This is a genomic window from Microcystis sp. M44BS1 (assembly GCF_020244875.1).
GTDB lineage: Bacteria > Cyanobacteriota > Cyanobacteriia > Cyanobacteriales > Microcystaceae > Microcystis > Microcystis panniformis.
This window is the reverse complement of record NZ_JADBVM010000168.1, coordinates 1-16,990: the sequence shown is the minus strand read 5'-3', so window position 1 is coordinate 16,990 and position 16,990 is coordinate 1. Positions and strand designations below refer to the sequence as shown.

Genomic DNA, 16,990 nt, shown 5'->3' with positions numbered 1-16,990 from the left:
TAATGCCGACGATGACTACCGTTATAAACGTTCAGAATACGCAGTGAGAGGCATTCCTGAATACTGGATTATCGATCCTATTGCCCTAAAAATATCGGTTTTAACCCTGATTTCGGGATTTTATGAACTGGCAGAATTTAACAACGAAGATAGGATAAAATCGGTAACATTTCCCGATTTAAAATTAACTCCTCAAATGGTCTTTGCACAGTAGCATTATTAACGATTATGACTATCCCCTTAGAAATCCAACAACGTTGCCAACAACTAAAAACAGAACTACAAAGAGCCAGTTATGCTTATTATGTTCTTGATGATCCTTTTATACCCGATAGCGTTTATGATCAACTTTATCGGGAATTAGAAGACCTAGAAAAGCGTTATCCCCAATTAATCACCCCCGATAGTCCCACCCAAAGAGTCGGAGATAAAATCTCTAGTCAATTCGTTTCTGTCCGTCATAATATTCCCCTGTATAGTCTCGAAAATGCCTTTAACCTCGAAGAATTAAATAAATGGGGCAACCGTTGGCAAAGATATGTAAATGAAACCCAAGACACGGAATATGTGTGTGAATTAAAAATCGATGGTTCCGCGTTAGCTTTAACCTACGAAAACGGCTTTTTAGTCCGAGGTGTTACTAGAGGAGATGGAGTCACTGGCGAAGATATTACCCCCAATGTGCGGACAATTCGCTCTATTCCTTTACGCTTAAATATAGACAATCCCCCGGCAATTGTGGAAGTGCGCGGCGAAGCTTTTTTACCCCTCGATACCTTTGATAAAATCAATCAAGAAAGAGAAGAAAAAGGGGAATCTCTCTTTGCTAATCCCCGCAATGCAGCAGCAGGAACCCTACGACAATTAGATCCGAAAATAGTTGATAAAAGACGCTTACAATTTTTTGCCTATACCCTGCATTTAGACGATAACCATATCACTAATCAATGGCAATCCTTAGATAGATTAGAAACCATGGGATTTCTGGTTAATCCCCACCGTCAACTCTGTCCATCCCTGCAAGAAGTGGCGCAATACTATCAAGATTGGCAAGAAAAACGTCATCAATTAGCCTACATGACCGATGGTGTCGTAGTCAAAATCAACGATTTACAGCGACAAAATCGCTTAGGATTCACCCAAAAATTCCCCAGGTGGGCCATCGCTTTAAAATATCCTGCCGAAGAAGTCCCCACAGTAGTTAAAGATATTATCGTCAATGTGGGACGCACCGGCGCAGTTACACCCATGGCGGTGATGGAACCGGTACAGGTAGCAGGAACCACCGTACAAAGGGCTACTTTACATAATAGCGATCGAGTGGCCGAATTAGATATCCGCGTCGGTGACACGGTAATTATCCGCAAAGCGGGGGAAATTATTCCGGAAGTGGTGAGAATCCTGCCAGAATTGCGTCCTCCCCACACCTTACCCTTCCAGATGCCCACTAATTGCCCTGAATGTCAATCTCTCCTAGTCCGTCCAGTGGGGGAAGCGGTGACGCGCTGTGTTAATAGTTCCTGTCCGGCGATTTTGCGGGGAAGTATAGTACATTGGGCCAGTCGCGACGCTCTCGATATCCGGGGATTAGGGGAAAAAGTGGTAATTTTGCTGATTGAACAGGGATTAGTTACCGCCATTTCTGACCTCTACAGCCTCGAAAAAACGGAAATTGCCAAATTAGACCGAATGGGCGAGAAATCCGCCTTAAATTTGATTACAGCTATGGCTCAGAGCAAAAATCAAAGCTGGTCGAGGGTACTTTATGGGCTAGGAATTCGCTATGTGGGCAGCGTTAACGCCCAAATTCTCTCCGAAAGTTTTCGGACTGTGGAGGAGTTAGCTAACGCCAGCGTGACTGATTTAGCTTCTGTCTATGGTATCGGTGAAGAAATCGCTCAATCGGTCTATGATTGGTTTAAAATCGCCGCTAATCGGGATTTAGTCACTAAATTACAGGCAGCCGGTTTACAATTTGCTGCGGCAGCAAAAACCACCACCACTAAAGCGACTTTAGCAGGGAAAACCTTTGTCATTACTGGCACTTTACCAACTCTCAAACGAGAGGAAGCGAAAGAATTAATCGAAAAAGCCGGGGGGAAAGTGACGGGTTCTGTGAGCAAAAAAACCGATTATTTAGTGCTAGGAGAAGCGGCGGGTTCTAAGCTAGAAAAAGCCCTAGAATTGGGCATTACTCAGCTAACCGAAGCACAATTACTCGAATTAATCAAGGCTTAAAAGCTTAAGATTGCAGCAAATCTGCCGAAGCATTAAGTAGGGTTTGCGGCAAAAAGTTTTTCGGTGGGGGTAGGGTGTGGCCCCCTGCCCCCCCCGACATCGGGGGGGTCGGGGGGCAGGAGGGGTGTAGGGTTTTACCATTATTCAGCCAGCCCTAATTAATCGGGTAAATCAAAGCTGATAGCTAAAAAAACTGATAGCTGATAACCCGGGAGAAAATATAATTGTAGCTACCTACCCATTCCTGATTAATTCCTATGGCAGAAGAAACCACCACCCCCGCAACTCCGGCAGCAGAAGCAGCAAAACCGGCTCAACCTGCGGCTGCTAAAAAACCCAAGGAGCCAACCGTCGAGGAAAAACCCTTTGCTGAATTTATTGAGCAGCATTTTCAGCCCGCATTGGCCGCAGCCTTGCAAAAACTGGGTATAACTGATATAAAGCTGTCCTTTAAACAGGATAAAATTCCCGTGCAGGGTTTTTCTAGCTCTCCCTGTTGGCAGTTAACTGGCAATTGGCTCGAGGGAATGCGTCAATTTAGCATTTATTTTTTGGAAGAAAACATCAATGGTAAAAAAGCTTTTTCTCAAGCTGAGGGCGGCGCTCAACCTAGTACACTTGAATCATTTATGATCGATGAAAGGAAAGTTAGTCTTGATTTACTGTTGTTTTACACCCTGCAACGGCTTAACGGTCAAAAGTGGTTGACTAGAAACTAAAATTGCTCAGGATTAGCGATCGAGAAGGGGGGTAAAATGAGTATAGACGACCACCGCTTATCGATCGCTAATAGTAATTATGCGTGTATTTGTACTACTTTTTAACGCAGGCACAGAAAACGAAGGTATCCACACCATTCAAATGGGAGCTATCAATAAGGTGTTGATGTTTGAATCGGAAGATGATGCCACCCGTTATGCTCTGCTGTTAGAGGCACAGGATTTTCCGACTCCCACGGTAGAGAAAATTGATTCCGAGGAAGTGGCAGAATTTTGTCGCGGCGCCGGCTATCAAGCGGAAATGATTGCAGCGGGTATGTTGGTAATTCCCCCCGAAAGCAATGCCGAGGAGTTGGATTGGCAAAAAGAGGAAGTCCCCCCCGCCGAGGAGGAGTTTTCCGAGATTCCCGATGCGGAGTTAGACAGCATCCGTCGTCGTCTAGAAGGACTTTTGTAATCCAGTGATTCAGTGAACAGTAATCAGTAGTTTGGAGTCAGAAGACAGGATAATAAATCAATATTGTTCACTGATAACTGATAACTGACCACTGATAACTGATAACTGACCACTGATAACTGATAACTGACCACTGATAACTGATAACTGATAACTGACCACTGATAACTGATAACTGAATATGACAACCGTGGGGGAATTGGGCGAAAATTTGGTGGCGGATTGGTTGCAATTACAGCAATGGCATATTCTCCAGCGTCGTTGGCGTAGTGCTGGCGGTGAAATCGATTTAATCGTCTTGTCTAAATCCCAAGCGACTCTCGCTTTCGTCGAGGTGAAAACCCGCAGTGCTGGCAATTGGGATTTAGGGGGCAAATTAGCGATCAATGACCGTAAACAAGGTAAAATTTACCAAGCTGCCCAGATATTTCTTGCCTTTTATCCCCAATGGTCTGATTTAAGCTGTCGCTTCGATGTGGCGTTAGTTAGTTGTCAAAAAAGTTCTCTATTAGCTTTACCTGAGTTTTCCCTTGATTATCCCTGTCAGCTACAGGCAGGTTATCAATTGCAATTACAGGAATATCTCGTGGCGGTTTTCTAAAAACACAATAGGCCCGCCTAGGGAGGCGGGCTTCATCTTGTACAAACGATATGGACTCCTAAAAGTTTAACGGACTCAATACAATAGAGGTTTACAGAACCCACAACAGTCTATCTGTCAACTATCAAGATTTCTCAGTTTACCGACTCAGGTGCTGATTACGGCTCACTCCATCTGTCCTATATCGAGCAACAGAGGCGAAACCATACTTTACTTTACAAACTTTGAGAATCTGTGTCCGATTTAGCTGTTGCGTTGATCTAGAGCAGGTGGCACAGGCTCTAGGTCTTTTTGCCTGGAAGGAAGTTGAGTCGCTTCCTTTGTGCCTTATGTTTTTAAGATAACACGTTTGTCAGGACACGATCAACCTTGTGATTAAAGTTTACACTTATTGATTTTTAGCAAAAATTGCCGTTACAAAACTATAGATAAGTGGCTGATAGATGTAGATATTTTACAACTAAGCTGTTTTGAATCTAAATTGCATATTCGATTTTTCCGACCGCCGACCGCCCCCTGCCGACCGCCTGATCTCAACAAGCAATTTAAATTACGAACAGCTTAAATTGTTTCTCCCCGCTCCCTGCTCTCCTGTACTTTTTAAACAAGATTTAGTATCACTATAGGTGGGAGAGAGTCACAAATATTAAGAGGAACCTAAAAAATGAGTCTAAAACTTTACTTTTTGCGTCATGGCGAAACCACAGCCAGTCAAACGGGTAGTTTTTGCGGTCGATTAGACTTGGAACTAACCCCGGCCGGCTATGAAATGGCCAAGGATTTCGCCCTTGCCTATCGAGATGTGCCTTGGACAGGTATCTATTCTAGTCCCCTCAAGCGCACCATGGCCACGGCCACCCCTTTAAGCGAACTCTTAGGTATTCCCATCCACAAACGGGAAGGATTAAAAGAGATTGCCTACGGCCAATGGGAGGGAAAAACCGCAGCTGAGGTTAATCGGGAGTTTCATGATGATTATGTGCGCTGGTTAGCAGATCCGGGCTGGAATTCTCCCACGGGGGGCGAAAAAGGCATCGATATCGCTCGTCGCAGTTCGGAGGTATTAGAGGAAATCGACCATCATCACGATGATGGCCATATTTTGATTGTTTCCCATAAAGCAACGATCCGAATCGTGTTATGTTCTCTTTTAGGCATTGATATCGGCCGTTATCGCGATCGAATTGCCATGCCCGTGGCCTCGGTAACGATCGTCGAATTAGCCGAACATGGTCCCCTCTTTCAAGTCATGGGCGATCGCTCTCACATCCGCAATGACCTGCGCTCCCGAGCGGGAACCTAACCAGTCAACAGCAACCAGGGAAACCCCAGATTTGGTCTCCTGAAAAACTATGTGCTTGATGTTATATTTTCTACGACACGGACAGACAGCCTATAGCAAAACGGGAGGATACTGTGGTACTCCAGAAAATGATCCCGGTTTGACTGCCGAAGGCATCGAAATGGCGGAAGAATTCGCCGATGTCTATCGTTCTTTACCTTGGCGTGCGGCCTACGTCAGTCCCCTCCAAAGAGCTATTCAAACCGCTAAACCTCTCTGTGAAGCGGTGGGACTGAAATTAGAAATCCGGCAGGGATTACAAGAGATCGGTTATGGTCTTTGGGAGGGTATGCACCCCAACGATATTGATCATCAATATCATGATCTCTATGTGCGTTGGTTGACGGATCCCGCTTGGAATGCTCCCCCCAACGGGGAAAGGGGCATCGATATCGCCCGTCGTTCCGCGGCCGTTTTGGAGGAAATTGAACACACCCACAGTGAGGGCAATATCCTGATTGTTTCCCACAAGGCCACTATCCGGATCATGCTCTGTAGTCTGATGGGCATCGATGTGGGCCGTTATCGCGATCGATTTGAAATGCCCGTAGCCGCTGTCAGTATTGTCGAATTAGGCAGTCGTGGCCCGCTTTTCCATGGCATCGGTTTACGTTCCCACCTCAGTGAGTACCTGCGTTCTCTCCCCTGCACCTAATCAGTTATCAGTGATCAGTGATCAGTTATCAGTGATCAGATGTGAGTTTTCAGGTCACTGATTACTGTTTACTGTTTACTGATCACTGAAAATACTCCCCACTTCCCATTTATGCCCAAAATCCATCACTTTGAGCTATTACCTTCCACTAATACTAAAGCTTGGCAATTATTAGAATCGGGGGAAAATCCGCCTTTTCTGGTGATTGCTAGTCAACAAAGTGCCGGGAGGGGACAATGGGGACGGGAGTGGATTTCTGAACCGGGAGGATTATATTTATCTTTGGCGTTAAATCTGGATTTAGAGGTGGATAAATCTGCCCATCTCGTTCTCGCTACAGTTTGGGGCATCGCTCATCAGCTGAATTGTCAAGAAATACCCGTTAAAATCAAATGGCCGAATGATTTGGTATTATTAGGGCGCAAACTAGGGGGAATTAACCTAGAAACCCGTATTCAGGGGCAAAACATCCCGCAAGCAGTCATCGGAGTGGGCCTCAATTGGTCTAATCCTGTCCCCCCCACCGGTATTAATTTACAGGCTTTTACTGGCAATAAAATCACCTCGATCGCTCAATTAACTTCTCTCACCAGCGATGCTATCCTATACGGCTATGAATATTACTGTAATCACGGCATAAAAGCCTTATTAGCCTCCTATTTAGAACTTTTTGCCAATTTTGGTCAAAAGATAGTTTTCAAGGGCTATCAGGGCATAATAACGGGGGTAAGCGATCGAGGGGAATTAAAAGTTAAACTCACCTCGGACAATGCCAGTAGCGAAATCTATATACCGGCCGGTAGGGTCAGTCTCGGCTATAATTGAGTCTAAATATTTTTTTGACTAAACTGTGAGAAGTGAGGCCGCCCTATGTATCCTTCATCGGTGATATTGAAACTTTTTCTAGGAAAATCCTTAAAAAAGAAGCTGAGTTTATGCAGTGGTCTCGGTTTAGTAGTCAGCGGTCTGATTACTCTTGCTCCCAATGCGATCGCTAATTCCGAAACTGGTAGCGAAACCCCGGTAGTGGAAAATGCCGCCCCGACTCTAAAAGCCCCCGTTATCAAAGAAAATACTAATCCTGCCCCCCGTCTGGCTATCCCCGAAAACCATCAAACCGATATGCCTACCCTTGCCCCCCGGGCCGGCGGTAAAAATAACTTTATCGATACCAGAAACTTTAACCCCCCCAGTTCCGTTGTCGTCACCGAGCGCCGCAGTGGTTGCCAAACCATCGCCCAAAATGGTCAACTGGTAGGAGGTAGCTGTAATCTGGCGGCCCGGTCCCCCCGTCGTCAGCCGGTCAGCACTGTGGCCAAACCCTTACCCCCGGTTAATCTGGCCCGGGTGCGTCTCAATCCTAATCCGGCCGTGCGGGTAGGACGGCAGCCCCGAAATCAGCCGGTTATCGCTAATAATTCCCTGCGTCGTTATGCCCCCACTCTCGTGGCTTCTAGCGCCCCGGTACGTCTGGCCGCCCCGACGGTGATTCCCAGTCAGGTGGTAGCCCTCAATCCCCCGGAATGGAATGGCGTAAAATTGGCTTTAGCCCCCGTGACTCGTGCGGAAGTGGAAGCAATCAGCGAAGCGACCACCTATGAGCGGGCCACCCGTTTAAGTCCCACGGATTCTAACCAAACTCAACGCACGGATTTACTCTTTCCCCTCGCCCTTCCCGCCCAAATTACCTCGGTTTTCGGGTGGCGAAATCATCCAGTCAGCGGTAATCGGGCCATGCACGCGGGTACTGATTTAGGCGCACCGATGGGAACACCTGTATTAGCCGCCTACGCAGGGGAAGTGGCCACCGCCGACTGGTTGGGAGGTTACGGATTAACGGTGATTTTGCGTCACCTCGATGGTAGTCAAGAATCTCGTTATGCCCACCTTTCGGAAATTACTGTCAAACCGGGAGAATGGGTGGAACAGGGCGCAGTTATCGGTCGTGTGGGTAGTACGGGACTTTCTACCGGTCCGCACCTACACTTTGAATGGCGACACCTAACCGAACAGGGTTGGACCGCCGTAGATGCTGGTTTACATCTAGAATTAGCCCTCGATAATCTGGTGCAGAGAATGCAAATGGCCGCAGCCACTGACTCTAATCAGAATTAATTTGTTTTGGGTTACAAATATAGCGGTTTTTGGAACTTAAAAACGCATCGTTGAGCTTTTGCCCAATTGATGCGTTTTCATACATTCGCAGTCTTAAGTAGGGCTTGCTGAATAAATGTGAAATGTAGGCAAGGTAAGGGTTTTGTGGCTTTACGAGCGAAACAGGTGCAAGATTTTGAGAGAATCTTGCTTCAAAACCTGGCATCTTGAGCGGCGCTCGCGTCCTGTAGGGGCGAAGCATTCGGATAGAAAATCTACGGTTTCACCGATAGGTTATTGCCCGAATGCTTCGCCCGTACTTTTTCAGCCAACCCTAAGTAGTTGGACAAAAATAAAGTTAACTGTGGGGTCAGGAGTCGTTCGTCAGGAGTCGGTCGTCGGTCGTCGGGAGACGGGATACACGCTAAGATACAAATAATAAACTTGAGAGAAGCACTTGATTAAATATGACTCTAACTGACGTTGAAGTAAATCCCTCGACTCCAGAAGATTTTTTAGATTCTGAAACATTAGTACAGGTCGATTTAATGAAGCAAAAGATTCAACAATATTTACAAACCCTATCAGTAGAAAATTTAAAGATGATTCTAGAATTTGCCGCTTATTTGTCAGATAAAGAAAGTGAAAAGGCAACGCAAGAAATTAGAGCAATCACGAATATTATGGAACATTTGAAAGAAGCTGAAATGGATTTACAATCAGGTTTTCTCATTGATTGGGAAAGCTGAGATGACTTATAAAGTCCGTTTGACAGCTAAAGCAAATAAAGTTTATTCTGAAGCGGATCCAATCTTAAAAAAGAAGATTGCTAAGTGTTTAAAACTCCTTCAAGAAACACCGAAAAATCACCCTCAAATTAAAGCATTAAAGGGAGAATTTGCTGGGAAGTATCGCTTCCGCGTTGGAGACTATCGGGTTATCTATACCGTTGATGATAGTCAGTCTCAAGTTATCGTCTTGCTGATTGAACATCGCAGTCAAGCTTACCGCCAATAAATAGGGTTTGCTGAATAAATGTGAAATGTAGGCAAGGTAGAGGTTTTGTGGCTTTTCTCCCGAAACAGGTGCAAGATTCTGAGAGAATCGTGCTTCAAAACCTTGCGTCTTCATGGTTCCGCGTCCTGTAGGGGCGAAGCATTCGGACAATAACTTATCGGTGAAACCGTAGATTTTCTATCCGAATGCTTCGCCCGTACTTTTTGCCGCAAACCCTATGTTCTATAAAAATGGTAATGCAAGGTTTTTGAAGCTCCCAATCCTCATAGTGTTAATATTCGCTAATCTCATCCAATTGGAAAGGCAAAATTTGAGAAAAAAAGTAGAAGTTAAGGAACGCGGAGCATTCGTTCTTCGATTTCTTGCCAGACGGTAGGGGAAATATTAACAGCCACTTTTTGGCAGCAGAGAACCAGGAGATTAATATAAAAATAATGCTTGTCTATTTTGCGAATTTCTTGGATGGATAAATTCAGTAATTCAGGCGTTAAATTAAAAGCAGTATTCCACATTTTCAAGAATTGATCAGCAAATTCTCGACGTTCTTTTTTAGTTGCTTTATCATCAGGAATATTTTGTTTGAAAGCTTCTAAATCAGCGATTAATTGGTAAAAATTAACCTTAGAAACAATTCGATCCTGAGCCAATAAGTTAACTAACAGGACAAACTCATCAATGAGGTCGGGGGTAAAGAGGATCTCGGTGATGACGGTGGCGATGTTGATGGCGATGACGTGGATGATCTCGGGGACGTAGGCGATGGCGATGCCGTAGGCGAAGACGTTGGCGATGACGAGATAATTGGCGAGCGCTCTTCTTCCTACAGGTTTAATCGGACTATCAACAGAATCTTTAGTCATCTCATCTGCCCATTGTAAAATCGGCACTAATTTTTGACCGAGGGGCGTTTTAAGATAATTATGGGCTTCTTTCTCCATTGCTAATAACAATTTATCGGCTTTCCCTCGCATCAAACCCGCCACTAACAAAAACACCTCTTGCCAACGAGTTTCTGTTACATAATTCTTAACTGTTTCTTCAATCAAATCATTGTCATAGATATACTGAGCCGTGAGGTATTCCTGAAGGGTTAAATGAGAAAAAGAATAGACATCTCTCGCCCGCTCTACTAAAATTCCCTGTTCAATTTCAATGGTTTTTAATACTTTTTCTCCGTCCAGATGTTGCGGAGCATTTAAGTTTTGTTTAAGGTGATCTTTAATTTGCTTAACAATTTCTCGTTTTTCTAAAAAAAGTTTATCTGCTACAAAATTCTGATAAGCGACTTCAGATAGCAAAATTTCTTCTTGCTCAATACTGAGATTTTCATAAACTAAACCGCGATTAGGTAAACGTTTTTCGGCTGACCATGTTTCTAATAAAATTCGTAACGCATCTTGATAAAGGCGACTGCGATTTGTGGGAAAAGATTGATTTTCATCATAAACCAAACACAAAAAAGTCAACAATAACGGTGTATGGGCTAACTCTTTTGCACTTTTATACTCCTTTTTTTGCAACAGTTCCCAACAATTTTTAGCCGTCTCATTTTTGCGATCTAATTCGGAACTAAACCAATGTTCAATAAAACTTTGAATTTGCTGATCATCAAATTCGACAATTTCAATATCGGTAAATCGTTGAAGATGAGTTCTAGCAGCAGTGCGACAGGAGAGAATAAAACGATTTTTATAATGCCTATCTACAAAATCTTTAATTTTCTCGATTACATTATTCACATTAGCTGTTGGCACTTCATCCAAACCATCTAATAAAATTAGTAATTCCCCTTTTTCTAGTTTATTGCTAATATTTTTTTCCACATTGGGAAAACCACAGATTTTAAACTCCTCTTCAATTAATGCCTGAATATTAATCTCGTTTTCTTTAAAGTTTTTCAACTCCAGTAAAACAGGTGTTAGAGAATGCTGATAACTGTCTTTATTTCCCTTGAGAGCTTCTAGCCCAACTTTTCGCAAAAATGTAGATTTACCAATGCCGGGATCACCAAGTACCATTAAATATTGTTCTTGATTCGCCAAAAGTAAACCATCTTTTTTACCATCATCCCTAAAGTTAAAACGTCGCTGCTTACTCTCACGATATTTATTTTCTAAATTTTCATCATAATAATCCCTGACTAAATTCCCTAAACATTTGACATTAATATAAATTGACTCCAAATCCATCGGCTTAGACATTTTTAAAACCTTAATCATGCCGTGCCGATCCCAGTAACGTTGAGTATATTCCCGCAAAAAAAGATACTTTCCTTCTTTGATAAGCTGCCCGACATCTTTATTCAATAACTCATTTTTATTAATACCCTCCCACCCCGATTTAATCATTTGACCAATAAAATTATTAGTCAATGCCGTTACAATGGTTGTTTCAATTCCTGTCATAACTTAACCCCTGTAAATCCTCTAAAGTTCAGTATAAGCCAGAAAGCGGGTTTCTCAACAACTCAGAAACCCGCTTTCTCCGCTTTCTCATTATCAACTCAGAAAGCGGGTTTCTCATCATCAACTCAGAAACCCGCTTTCTCATCAACCCAGAAACCCGCTTTCTCCGCTTTCTCATTATCAACTCAGAAAGCGGGTTTCTCATCATCAACTCAGAAACCCGCTTTCTCATCAACTCAGAAACCCGCTTTCTCCAGTTTCTCATCATCAACTCAGAAAGCGGGTTTCTCATCATCAACCCAGAAAGCGGGTTTCTCATCAACCCAGAAACCCGCTTTCTCCGCTTTCTCATTATCAACTCAGAAAGCGGGTTTCTCATCATCAACTCAGAAACCCGCTTTCTCATCAACCCAGAAACCCGCTTTCTCCGCTTTCTCATCATCAACTCAGAAAGCGGGTTTCTCATCATCAACTCAGAAACCCGCTTTCTCATCAACCCAGAAACCCGCTTTCTCCGCTTTCTCATCATCAACTCAGAAAGCGGGTTTCTCAACAACTCAGAAAGCGGGTTTCTCAACAACTCAGAAACCCGCTTTCTCTTAGCTTAGAATAGTAAGCCAGAGAAAGCTGTTTTCTAGAGATAAGATAAATATGCCCTATCGTCAGAATATCTTTCAAGCAGGACAATACTACCACATCTATAATCGCGGCAATAACCGTGAAGATATCTTCTTTGAGCGAGAAAATTATCTTTTTTTTCTGCGATTGGTGCGTAAATATCTGGTAGAAACGCTAGATGTTATTGCCTATTGCTTGATGCCCAACCACTATCACCTGCTAATACGGCTGAAAAAAGCCGAGCTTTCTGCGGCAATGCAAGCCTTTTCCCTGTCTTATACCAAAGCCATAAATCGGCGATATGGGCGAGTTGGCTCATTGTTTCAAGGGCGGTTTCAGGCAATTCTCGTAAATGACACAGAGTATTTGTTGAATTTGTCGAGGTATATTCACTGTAATCCAGTTAAAGCGGGTTTGGTGAGTCAGCCACAGGAATGGGAATTCTCCAGTTTTCAGGAATATGTGGGATGGCGAGAAGGAACACTACCCAATCTGGAAATTATTGTCGCGACTTTAGGCTCGATGGCTGCTTGTCGTTCATTTATGATGATGGATATAGATGTCATCTCTCCAGAGTTAAAGGGGCTGCTGTTAGACGAGTAGGTAGAAACCTAAGAAACCCGCTTTCTTTAAGAAAGCGGGTTTCTTGAGGAAACCCGTTTTCTAATCTCTTAAACGGCTAAACTGAGAATAGCTGCCTGTCTTGACTCTCATTTCTCAGATTGTAAAATAATGCAAATTTATCTTGACTATAGTGCCACTACCCCCACTCATCCCCAAGTGATCGAGCGGGTTGCCACTATTCTGCGGCATCATTGGGGTAATCCCTCCAGTTTACACAGTTGGGGACAGGATACGGCAACAGTCATCGAAATGGCCAGAGAACAGGTAGCAGGGTTAATTAATGCCAATCCAGACCCAGATTATCTTCACTTCTGGCGGCACGGCTATCAAGCTAAAATTGATCAGCCCCCCGGTAAACCGCCCAAGGCTGGTTCTAATGTTAAGGAGAAAAAATAAAAATTCTTGGGTGGGAAATGTGGCCGCATCTCATAATCCACTGATTATCTATTCCCCCTTTTGCCTGTTACCTATTCTAACTGATAACTGATCACCGATTACTGATAACTGAATATGGCTTATTCTCGCATTAAAAAACTAGCAAATTATCTACGTCCCCATTGGCAAATAGTAACTGGGGGGGTAGTTGCTCTGCTTATTGTTAATCTTTTGGGTGTTTATATACCGCTTTTAATCCGGGATAGCATCGATGATTTGAGTAAATCCTTTGACTTTCAAAAAATCATTTATTATCTGATTTTAATTGTCGCTTTAGCCTCGATTATGTGGTTTATCCGCATGATTTCCAGAGTATTGTTATTCGGGATCGGTCGTCAGGTAGAGTTCGAGCTTAAACAAAAAATCTTTCAGCATTTATTAACCCTTGAACCTGCCTATTTTTCTCGGCAAACTTCAGGAGATTTAATCAACCGTGCCACTAGCGATGTGGATAATATCCGTCGTCTGGTGGGTTTTGCTTTGCTCAGTTTGGCTAATACTTTTTTTGCCTATGGGTTAACTTTGCCTGTAATGTTAGCGATTCATATTCCCCTTTCAATCGCCGCTATTTCTGTCTATCCTTTGATGTTAATTGCTGTGCAGTTATTTAGTGGTCGTCTGCAGCGGCAACAGAAAAAAGTACAAGAAAAACTCTCGCATCTGAGCGATTTAATTCAAGAGGATATGAGTGGTATTACTCTGATTAAAATTTATGCCCAAGAAGGTAACGAGCGCCTAGCATTTAAACAAAGAAATCGCAAATTATTACAGGCTAATTTAGATTTAGTCCAGACTCGTAATTTTCTTTTTCCCCTGATTGAAGCTTTAGCCTATGTGAGTTTATTGGCGTTGCTTGCCCTCGGTACTAGACAAATTATAGCGGGTAATATCACCATTGGAGACTTTATTGCTCTGTTAATTTTGGCCGAAAGATTAGTTTTTCCCACTGCTTTATTAGGTTTCACTATTACTGCCTACCAACAGGGAGAAGTGAGTATTGATCGCCTAGAAACTATCCTATTAGCTGAGGCTAAAATTAAAGACAATGCTGATTGTATTCACTTAAAAAATATTCAAGGAAAAATTACCGCCAAAGCCTTGACTTTTTTCTATCCTGATGCTAAGGAACCAGCCTTAAAATCTCTTTCTTTTACCATTAATCCGGGGGAAACGGTAGCGGTCGTCGGTGCGATCAGGTCGGGAAAATCTACCCTTGCTAACGCTATTCCCCGTCTTTTGAATATTGCCGAGGGACAGTTGTTTATTGATGATCAAGATGTCACTCAAATTGCCCTGGAAGAGCTGCGAAAAGCGATCGCTTATGTTCCCCAAGAAAGTTTTTTATTTAGTACCACCATTGAAGATAATATCCGTTATGGCAATCCGCTGCTGAATTTTCCAGCAGTGGCATCGGCGGCCAAACAAGCGAGAATTGAGGAAGAAATCGAGAATTTCCCGCAAAAATACGGCACTTTAGTGGGAGAACGTGGGATTACTCTTTCCGGTGGTCAACGTCAACGGGCCTCTTTAGCGCGCGCTTTAGCCATCCAAGCACCGATTTTAATCCTTGATGATGCCCTATCTAGCGTCGATAATCAAACAGCCACGGCTATTTTGGAAAATCTCGCCCAAGAAAGCCAAAAAACCGTGATTTTTATCTCCCATCAATTATCGGCCGCTGCCACTGCCGATCGCATTTTTGTCATGGATCGCGGAGAAATTGTCCAGATGGGAACCCACGAGGAGTTAATCGCAGTCCCCGGAGTCTATCAAAATCTCTGGCAACAGCAGCAGTTAGAGTCTAAGGTTTTACATTAGCCGATAAAATAGGGAATCTGCCAGTTATTGCCGGTTAAGCTGTGGACTATCTCAATTACTCCTTAAGACCGTTTAAATGCAGCACAGCAGTTATCTTTTAGCGACAATGAACAAGAATCAACTTTTAACCGAACCTTTTTTACAATTACCCACCGAAACATCAGTACAAGTGATTTGGTTTACGGAATTTTTTGGCACTCGTCATCAGGTGCACTACGGGGAAAAACTAGAAAAAATGGTTCCCGCTCGCACTAGCAAATTAACTAGAGTTAGAGAAGATACCAAATCGAGAACCCTTGAAGCTTATCAATCTTTAACCGAGCGAGAAATCTGGCGACATCAGGCAGAAATTACTGATTTAAATCCCGGGGAAAGGATTCCCTATCAAGTCACCAGTTTTCAGGAAAATACAGCGATTAGAAGTGATATTTATACCCTTACACCAAGACCAAAAAAAGGAACTAATCTCAAAATTCTGCTCACTTCCGATCATCAATTAATGCCGATGACTGCCGCTAATTTGCAAAAAGTTAGCGAAACTATTGGACAGATAGATGCAGTTTTTTTAGCAGGAGATTTAGTTAATATACCCGATCGAGCTTCCGAATGGTTTGATGATATTCGCGGTGGGGCATTCTTTCCCTGTTTACAAGGTCGTGCTAATTATCCTCTTACAAAGAATGGTATTCAGACTATTTATAAAGGGGGGAAAATTATTCAAAATGCTCCCTTATTTCCTGCTATTGGTAATCATGAAGTTATGGGTAGATTTTCTACTTCCAGAGGTTTAAATGAACAGTTTGAAGATGCTATTCCTCAGTTTATTGCTAAACAACTAGCAGAGGATACAGAAGCAATTAATGAAAATTGGTTAAAAAATCATGCTTTCAACACAGAAACCTACGAAGAAATTTTTTCTTTGCCTCAAGATAAATATTATTCTCTCACCTTTGGCGATGTTCGTTTAGTGGTTTTATATGTTACTAATATCTGGAGAAATCCCAATTTAGAACCCAGTGCCAAGGGAAGATATTATGAAAATCAAATAGATTTAGATAGACCAAATTGTTGGGGTTATGGTCAGCATATTTTTGAGCCAATTGCTCAAGGTAGTCCTCAATATCAATGGTTAGAAAAAGAGTTAAATAGTCGAGAATTTCAAGAGGCTAAATATAAAGTAGTTATGTTTCATCATCCTCCCCATAGTCTAGGAGGAAATATCGTTCCACCCTACACCGATCCCGTGCCGACAATTCAACGGGATACCACGGGAAAAGTTAGATCAGTACGTTATGATTATCCCCAAGAAAATGACTATATTATTCGTGATCTAATTCCCTTGTTAGAATCAGCTAAGGTTAATTTGGTTTTTTATGGTCATTCTCATTTATGGAATCGTTTTCTTAGTCCTAACGGTATGAATTTTCTCGAATCTTCTAACGTTGGTAATAGTTATGGTGCTTATTTAGGTGATAAAAAACGTCCTGTACCTCTCGATAGAAATTATGCAGCCATCGGCAATCCTAATGGATTAGAAGCAATTATCCCGAACATTGCTCCTCTAGTGGATTGGGTTAATCAACCTTTACCCTATATTGCCAGTAATGATCTGACGGTTTTTAGCATTTTAGATACAGAAAAAGGAACCGTGAGCAGTTATCGTTTTGATACCCGTTATCCTGACTCCGAGGTCATTAAATTTGATGAATTTTCCCTTTTTAGCATAGGTGAAGTATCTTGACACTCCCAAAGTTTAGGCGTTGTCAGATCAGAAGAGGAAAGATGCAATGCTCCGGTGCTGATTCGGAGCATCTTTCAATTTGACAACGCCGATTGTAGGGCTAATTCCACTGCTAAATCGAGCGACTCTTGTTCCCCACTTAAGCCCAACTACCGGCACTATTCGTTCATTAAACACTAATTGTCAAGATGCCATGCAATCCTTGCTATCAATGTAATTTCAGTTC

15 protein-coding genes and 1 pseudogene are annotated in these 16,990 nt (G+C 42.9%); 15 read left to right on the top strand and 1 reads right to left on the bottom strand.

The features are described 5' to 3' along the window. The 11 genes from IM515_RS13610 to IM515_RS13560 all read left to right on the top strand — a co-directional run. The coding region (locus IM515_RS13610; protein ID WP_287630417.1) for a Uma2 family endonuclease at window positions 1-214 on the top strand (214 nt) is incomplete at its 5' end. 14 nt (window positions 215-228) lie between these two features. Next, window positions 229-2,238 carry an NAD-dependent DNA ligase LigA gene (gene ligA, locus IM515_RS13605; RefSeq protein ID WP_287630416.1) on the top strand — a complete coding sequence of 670 codons (2,010 nt, stop codon included), beginning with the start codon at window positions 229-231 and terminating at the stop codon, window positions 2,236-2,238. A 257-nt stretch (window positions 2,239-2,495) separates the two neighbouring features. After that, complete coding sequence (locus IM515_RS13600; protein ID WP_002765891.1) at window positions 2,496-2,957, top strand: DUF2996 domain-containing protein; 462 nt, start codon at window positions 2,496-2,498, stop codon at window positions 2,955-2,957. Window positions 2,958-3,036: 79 nt separating this feature from the next. Further along, on the top strand, window positions 3,037-3,414 hold the full coding sequence (locus IM515_RS13595) for a DUF3110 domain-containing protein (RefSeq protein WP_002765892.1): 378 nt from the start codon (window positions 3,037-3,039) through the stop codon (window positions 3,412-3,414). A 181-nt stretch (window positions 3,415-3,595) separates the two neighbouring features. Beyond that, window positions 3,596-4,015, top strand: coding sequence for a YraN family protein (locus IM515_RS13590; RefSeq protein ID WP_002765893.1), 420 nt, complete (start codon window positions 3,596-3,598; stop codon window positions 4,013-4,015). Window positions 4,016-4,679: 664 nt separating this feature from the next. Further along, entirely contained in the window at window positions 4,680-5,318 is a 639-nt protein-coding gene (locus IM515_RS13585) for a histidine phosphatase family protein (RefSeq protein ID WP_002765894.1), read from the top strand. 49 nt (window positions 5,319-5,367) lie between these two features. After that, on the top strand, window positions 5,368-6,012 hold the full coding sequence (locus tag IM515_RS13580) for a histidine phosphatase family protein (RefSeq protein ID WP_185240559.1): 645 nt from the start codon (window positions 5,368-5,370) through the stop codon (window positions 6,010-6,012). Window positions 6,013-6,123: 111 nt separating this feature from the next. Continuing rightward, window positions 6,124-6,837, top strand: coding sequence for a biotin--[acetyl-CoA-carboxylase] ligase (locus IM515_RS13575; protein WP_287630415.1), 714 nt, complete (start codon window positions 6,124-6,126; stop codon window positions 6,835-6,837). A 45-nt stretch (window positions 6,838-6,882) separates the two neighbouring features. Continuing rightward, window positions 6,883-8,127, top strand: a complete 1,245-nt coding sequence (locus IM515_RS13570) for a M23 family metallopeptidase (protein WP_287630414.1) — start codon at window positions 6,883-6,885, stop codon at window positions 8,125-8,127. Between the two features lie 446 nt (window positions 8,128-8,573). Beyond that, the gene (locus IM515_RS13565) at window positions 8,574-8,855 is read left to right on the top strand and encodes a hypothetical protein (RefSeq protein ID WP_287630413.1); all 282 of its coding nucleotides are present in this window, start codon (window positions 8,574-8,576) and stop codon (window positions 8,853-8,855) included. Window position 8,856: 1 nt separating this feature from the next. After that, window positions 8,857-9,123, top strand: a complete 267-nt coding sequence (locus IM515_RS13560) for a type II toxin-antitoxin system RelE family toxin (protein ID WP_002759714.1) — start codon at window positions 8,857-8,859, stop codon at window positions 9,121-9,123. A gap of 329 nt (window positions 9,124-9,452) precedes the next feature. On the opposite strand, the gene IM515_RS13555 is transcribed toward IM515_RS13560, so the two are convergent. Continuing rightward, window positions 9,453-11,528 carry an NACHT domain-containing protein gene (locus IM515_RS13555; protein ID WP_287630412.1) on the bottom strand — a complete coding sequence of 692 codons (2,076 nt, stop codon included), beginning with the start codon at window positions 11,526-11,528 and terminating at the stop codon, window positions 9,453-9,455. Window positions 11,529-12,179: 651 nt separating this feature from the next. On the opposite strand from IM515_RS13555, the gene IM515_RS13550 reads away from it, so the two are divergent. The 4 genes and pseudogenes from IM515_RS13550 to IM515_RS13535 all read left to right on the top strand — a co-directional run bounded on the left by IM515_RS13550 (window position 12,180) and on the right by IM515_RS13535 (window position 16,764). Beyond that, window positions 12,180-12,749 carry an REP-associated tyrosine transposase gene (locus IM515_RS13550; RefSeq protein ID WP_287628243.1) on the top strand — a complete coding sequence of 190 codons (570 nt, stop codon included), beginning with the start codon at window positions 12,180-12,182 and terminating at the stop codon, window positions 12,747-12,749. A 129-nt stretch (window positions 12,750-12,878) separates the two neighbouring features. Further along, window positions 12,879-13,149, top strand: a pseudogene (locus IM515_RS13545) (aminotransferase class V-fold PLP-dependent enzyme); the annotation flags it as partial. Window positions 13,150-13,280: 131 nt separating this feature from the next. Further along, complete coding sequence (locus tag IM515_RS13540; RefSeq protein ID WP_287628246.1) at window positions 13,281-15,023, top strand: ABC transporter ATP-binding protein; 1,743 nt, start codon at window positions 13,281-13,283, stop codon at window positions 15,021-15,023. Between the two features lie 76 nt (window positions 15,024-15,099). Beyond that, the gene (locus IM515_RS13535; RefSeq protein WP_287628247.1) at window positions 15,100-16,764 is read left to right on the top strand and encodes a purple acid phosphatase family protein; all 1,665 of its coding nucleotides are present in this window, start codon (window positions 15,100-15,102) and stop codon (window positions 16,762-16,764) included. Window positions 16,765-16,990: the final 226 nt, after the last annotated feature.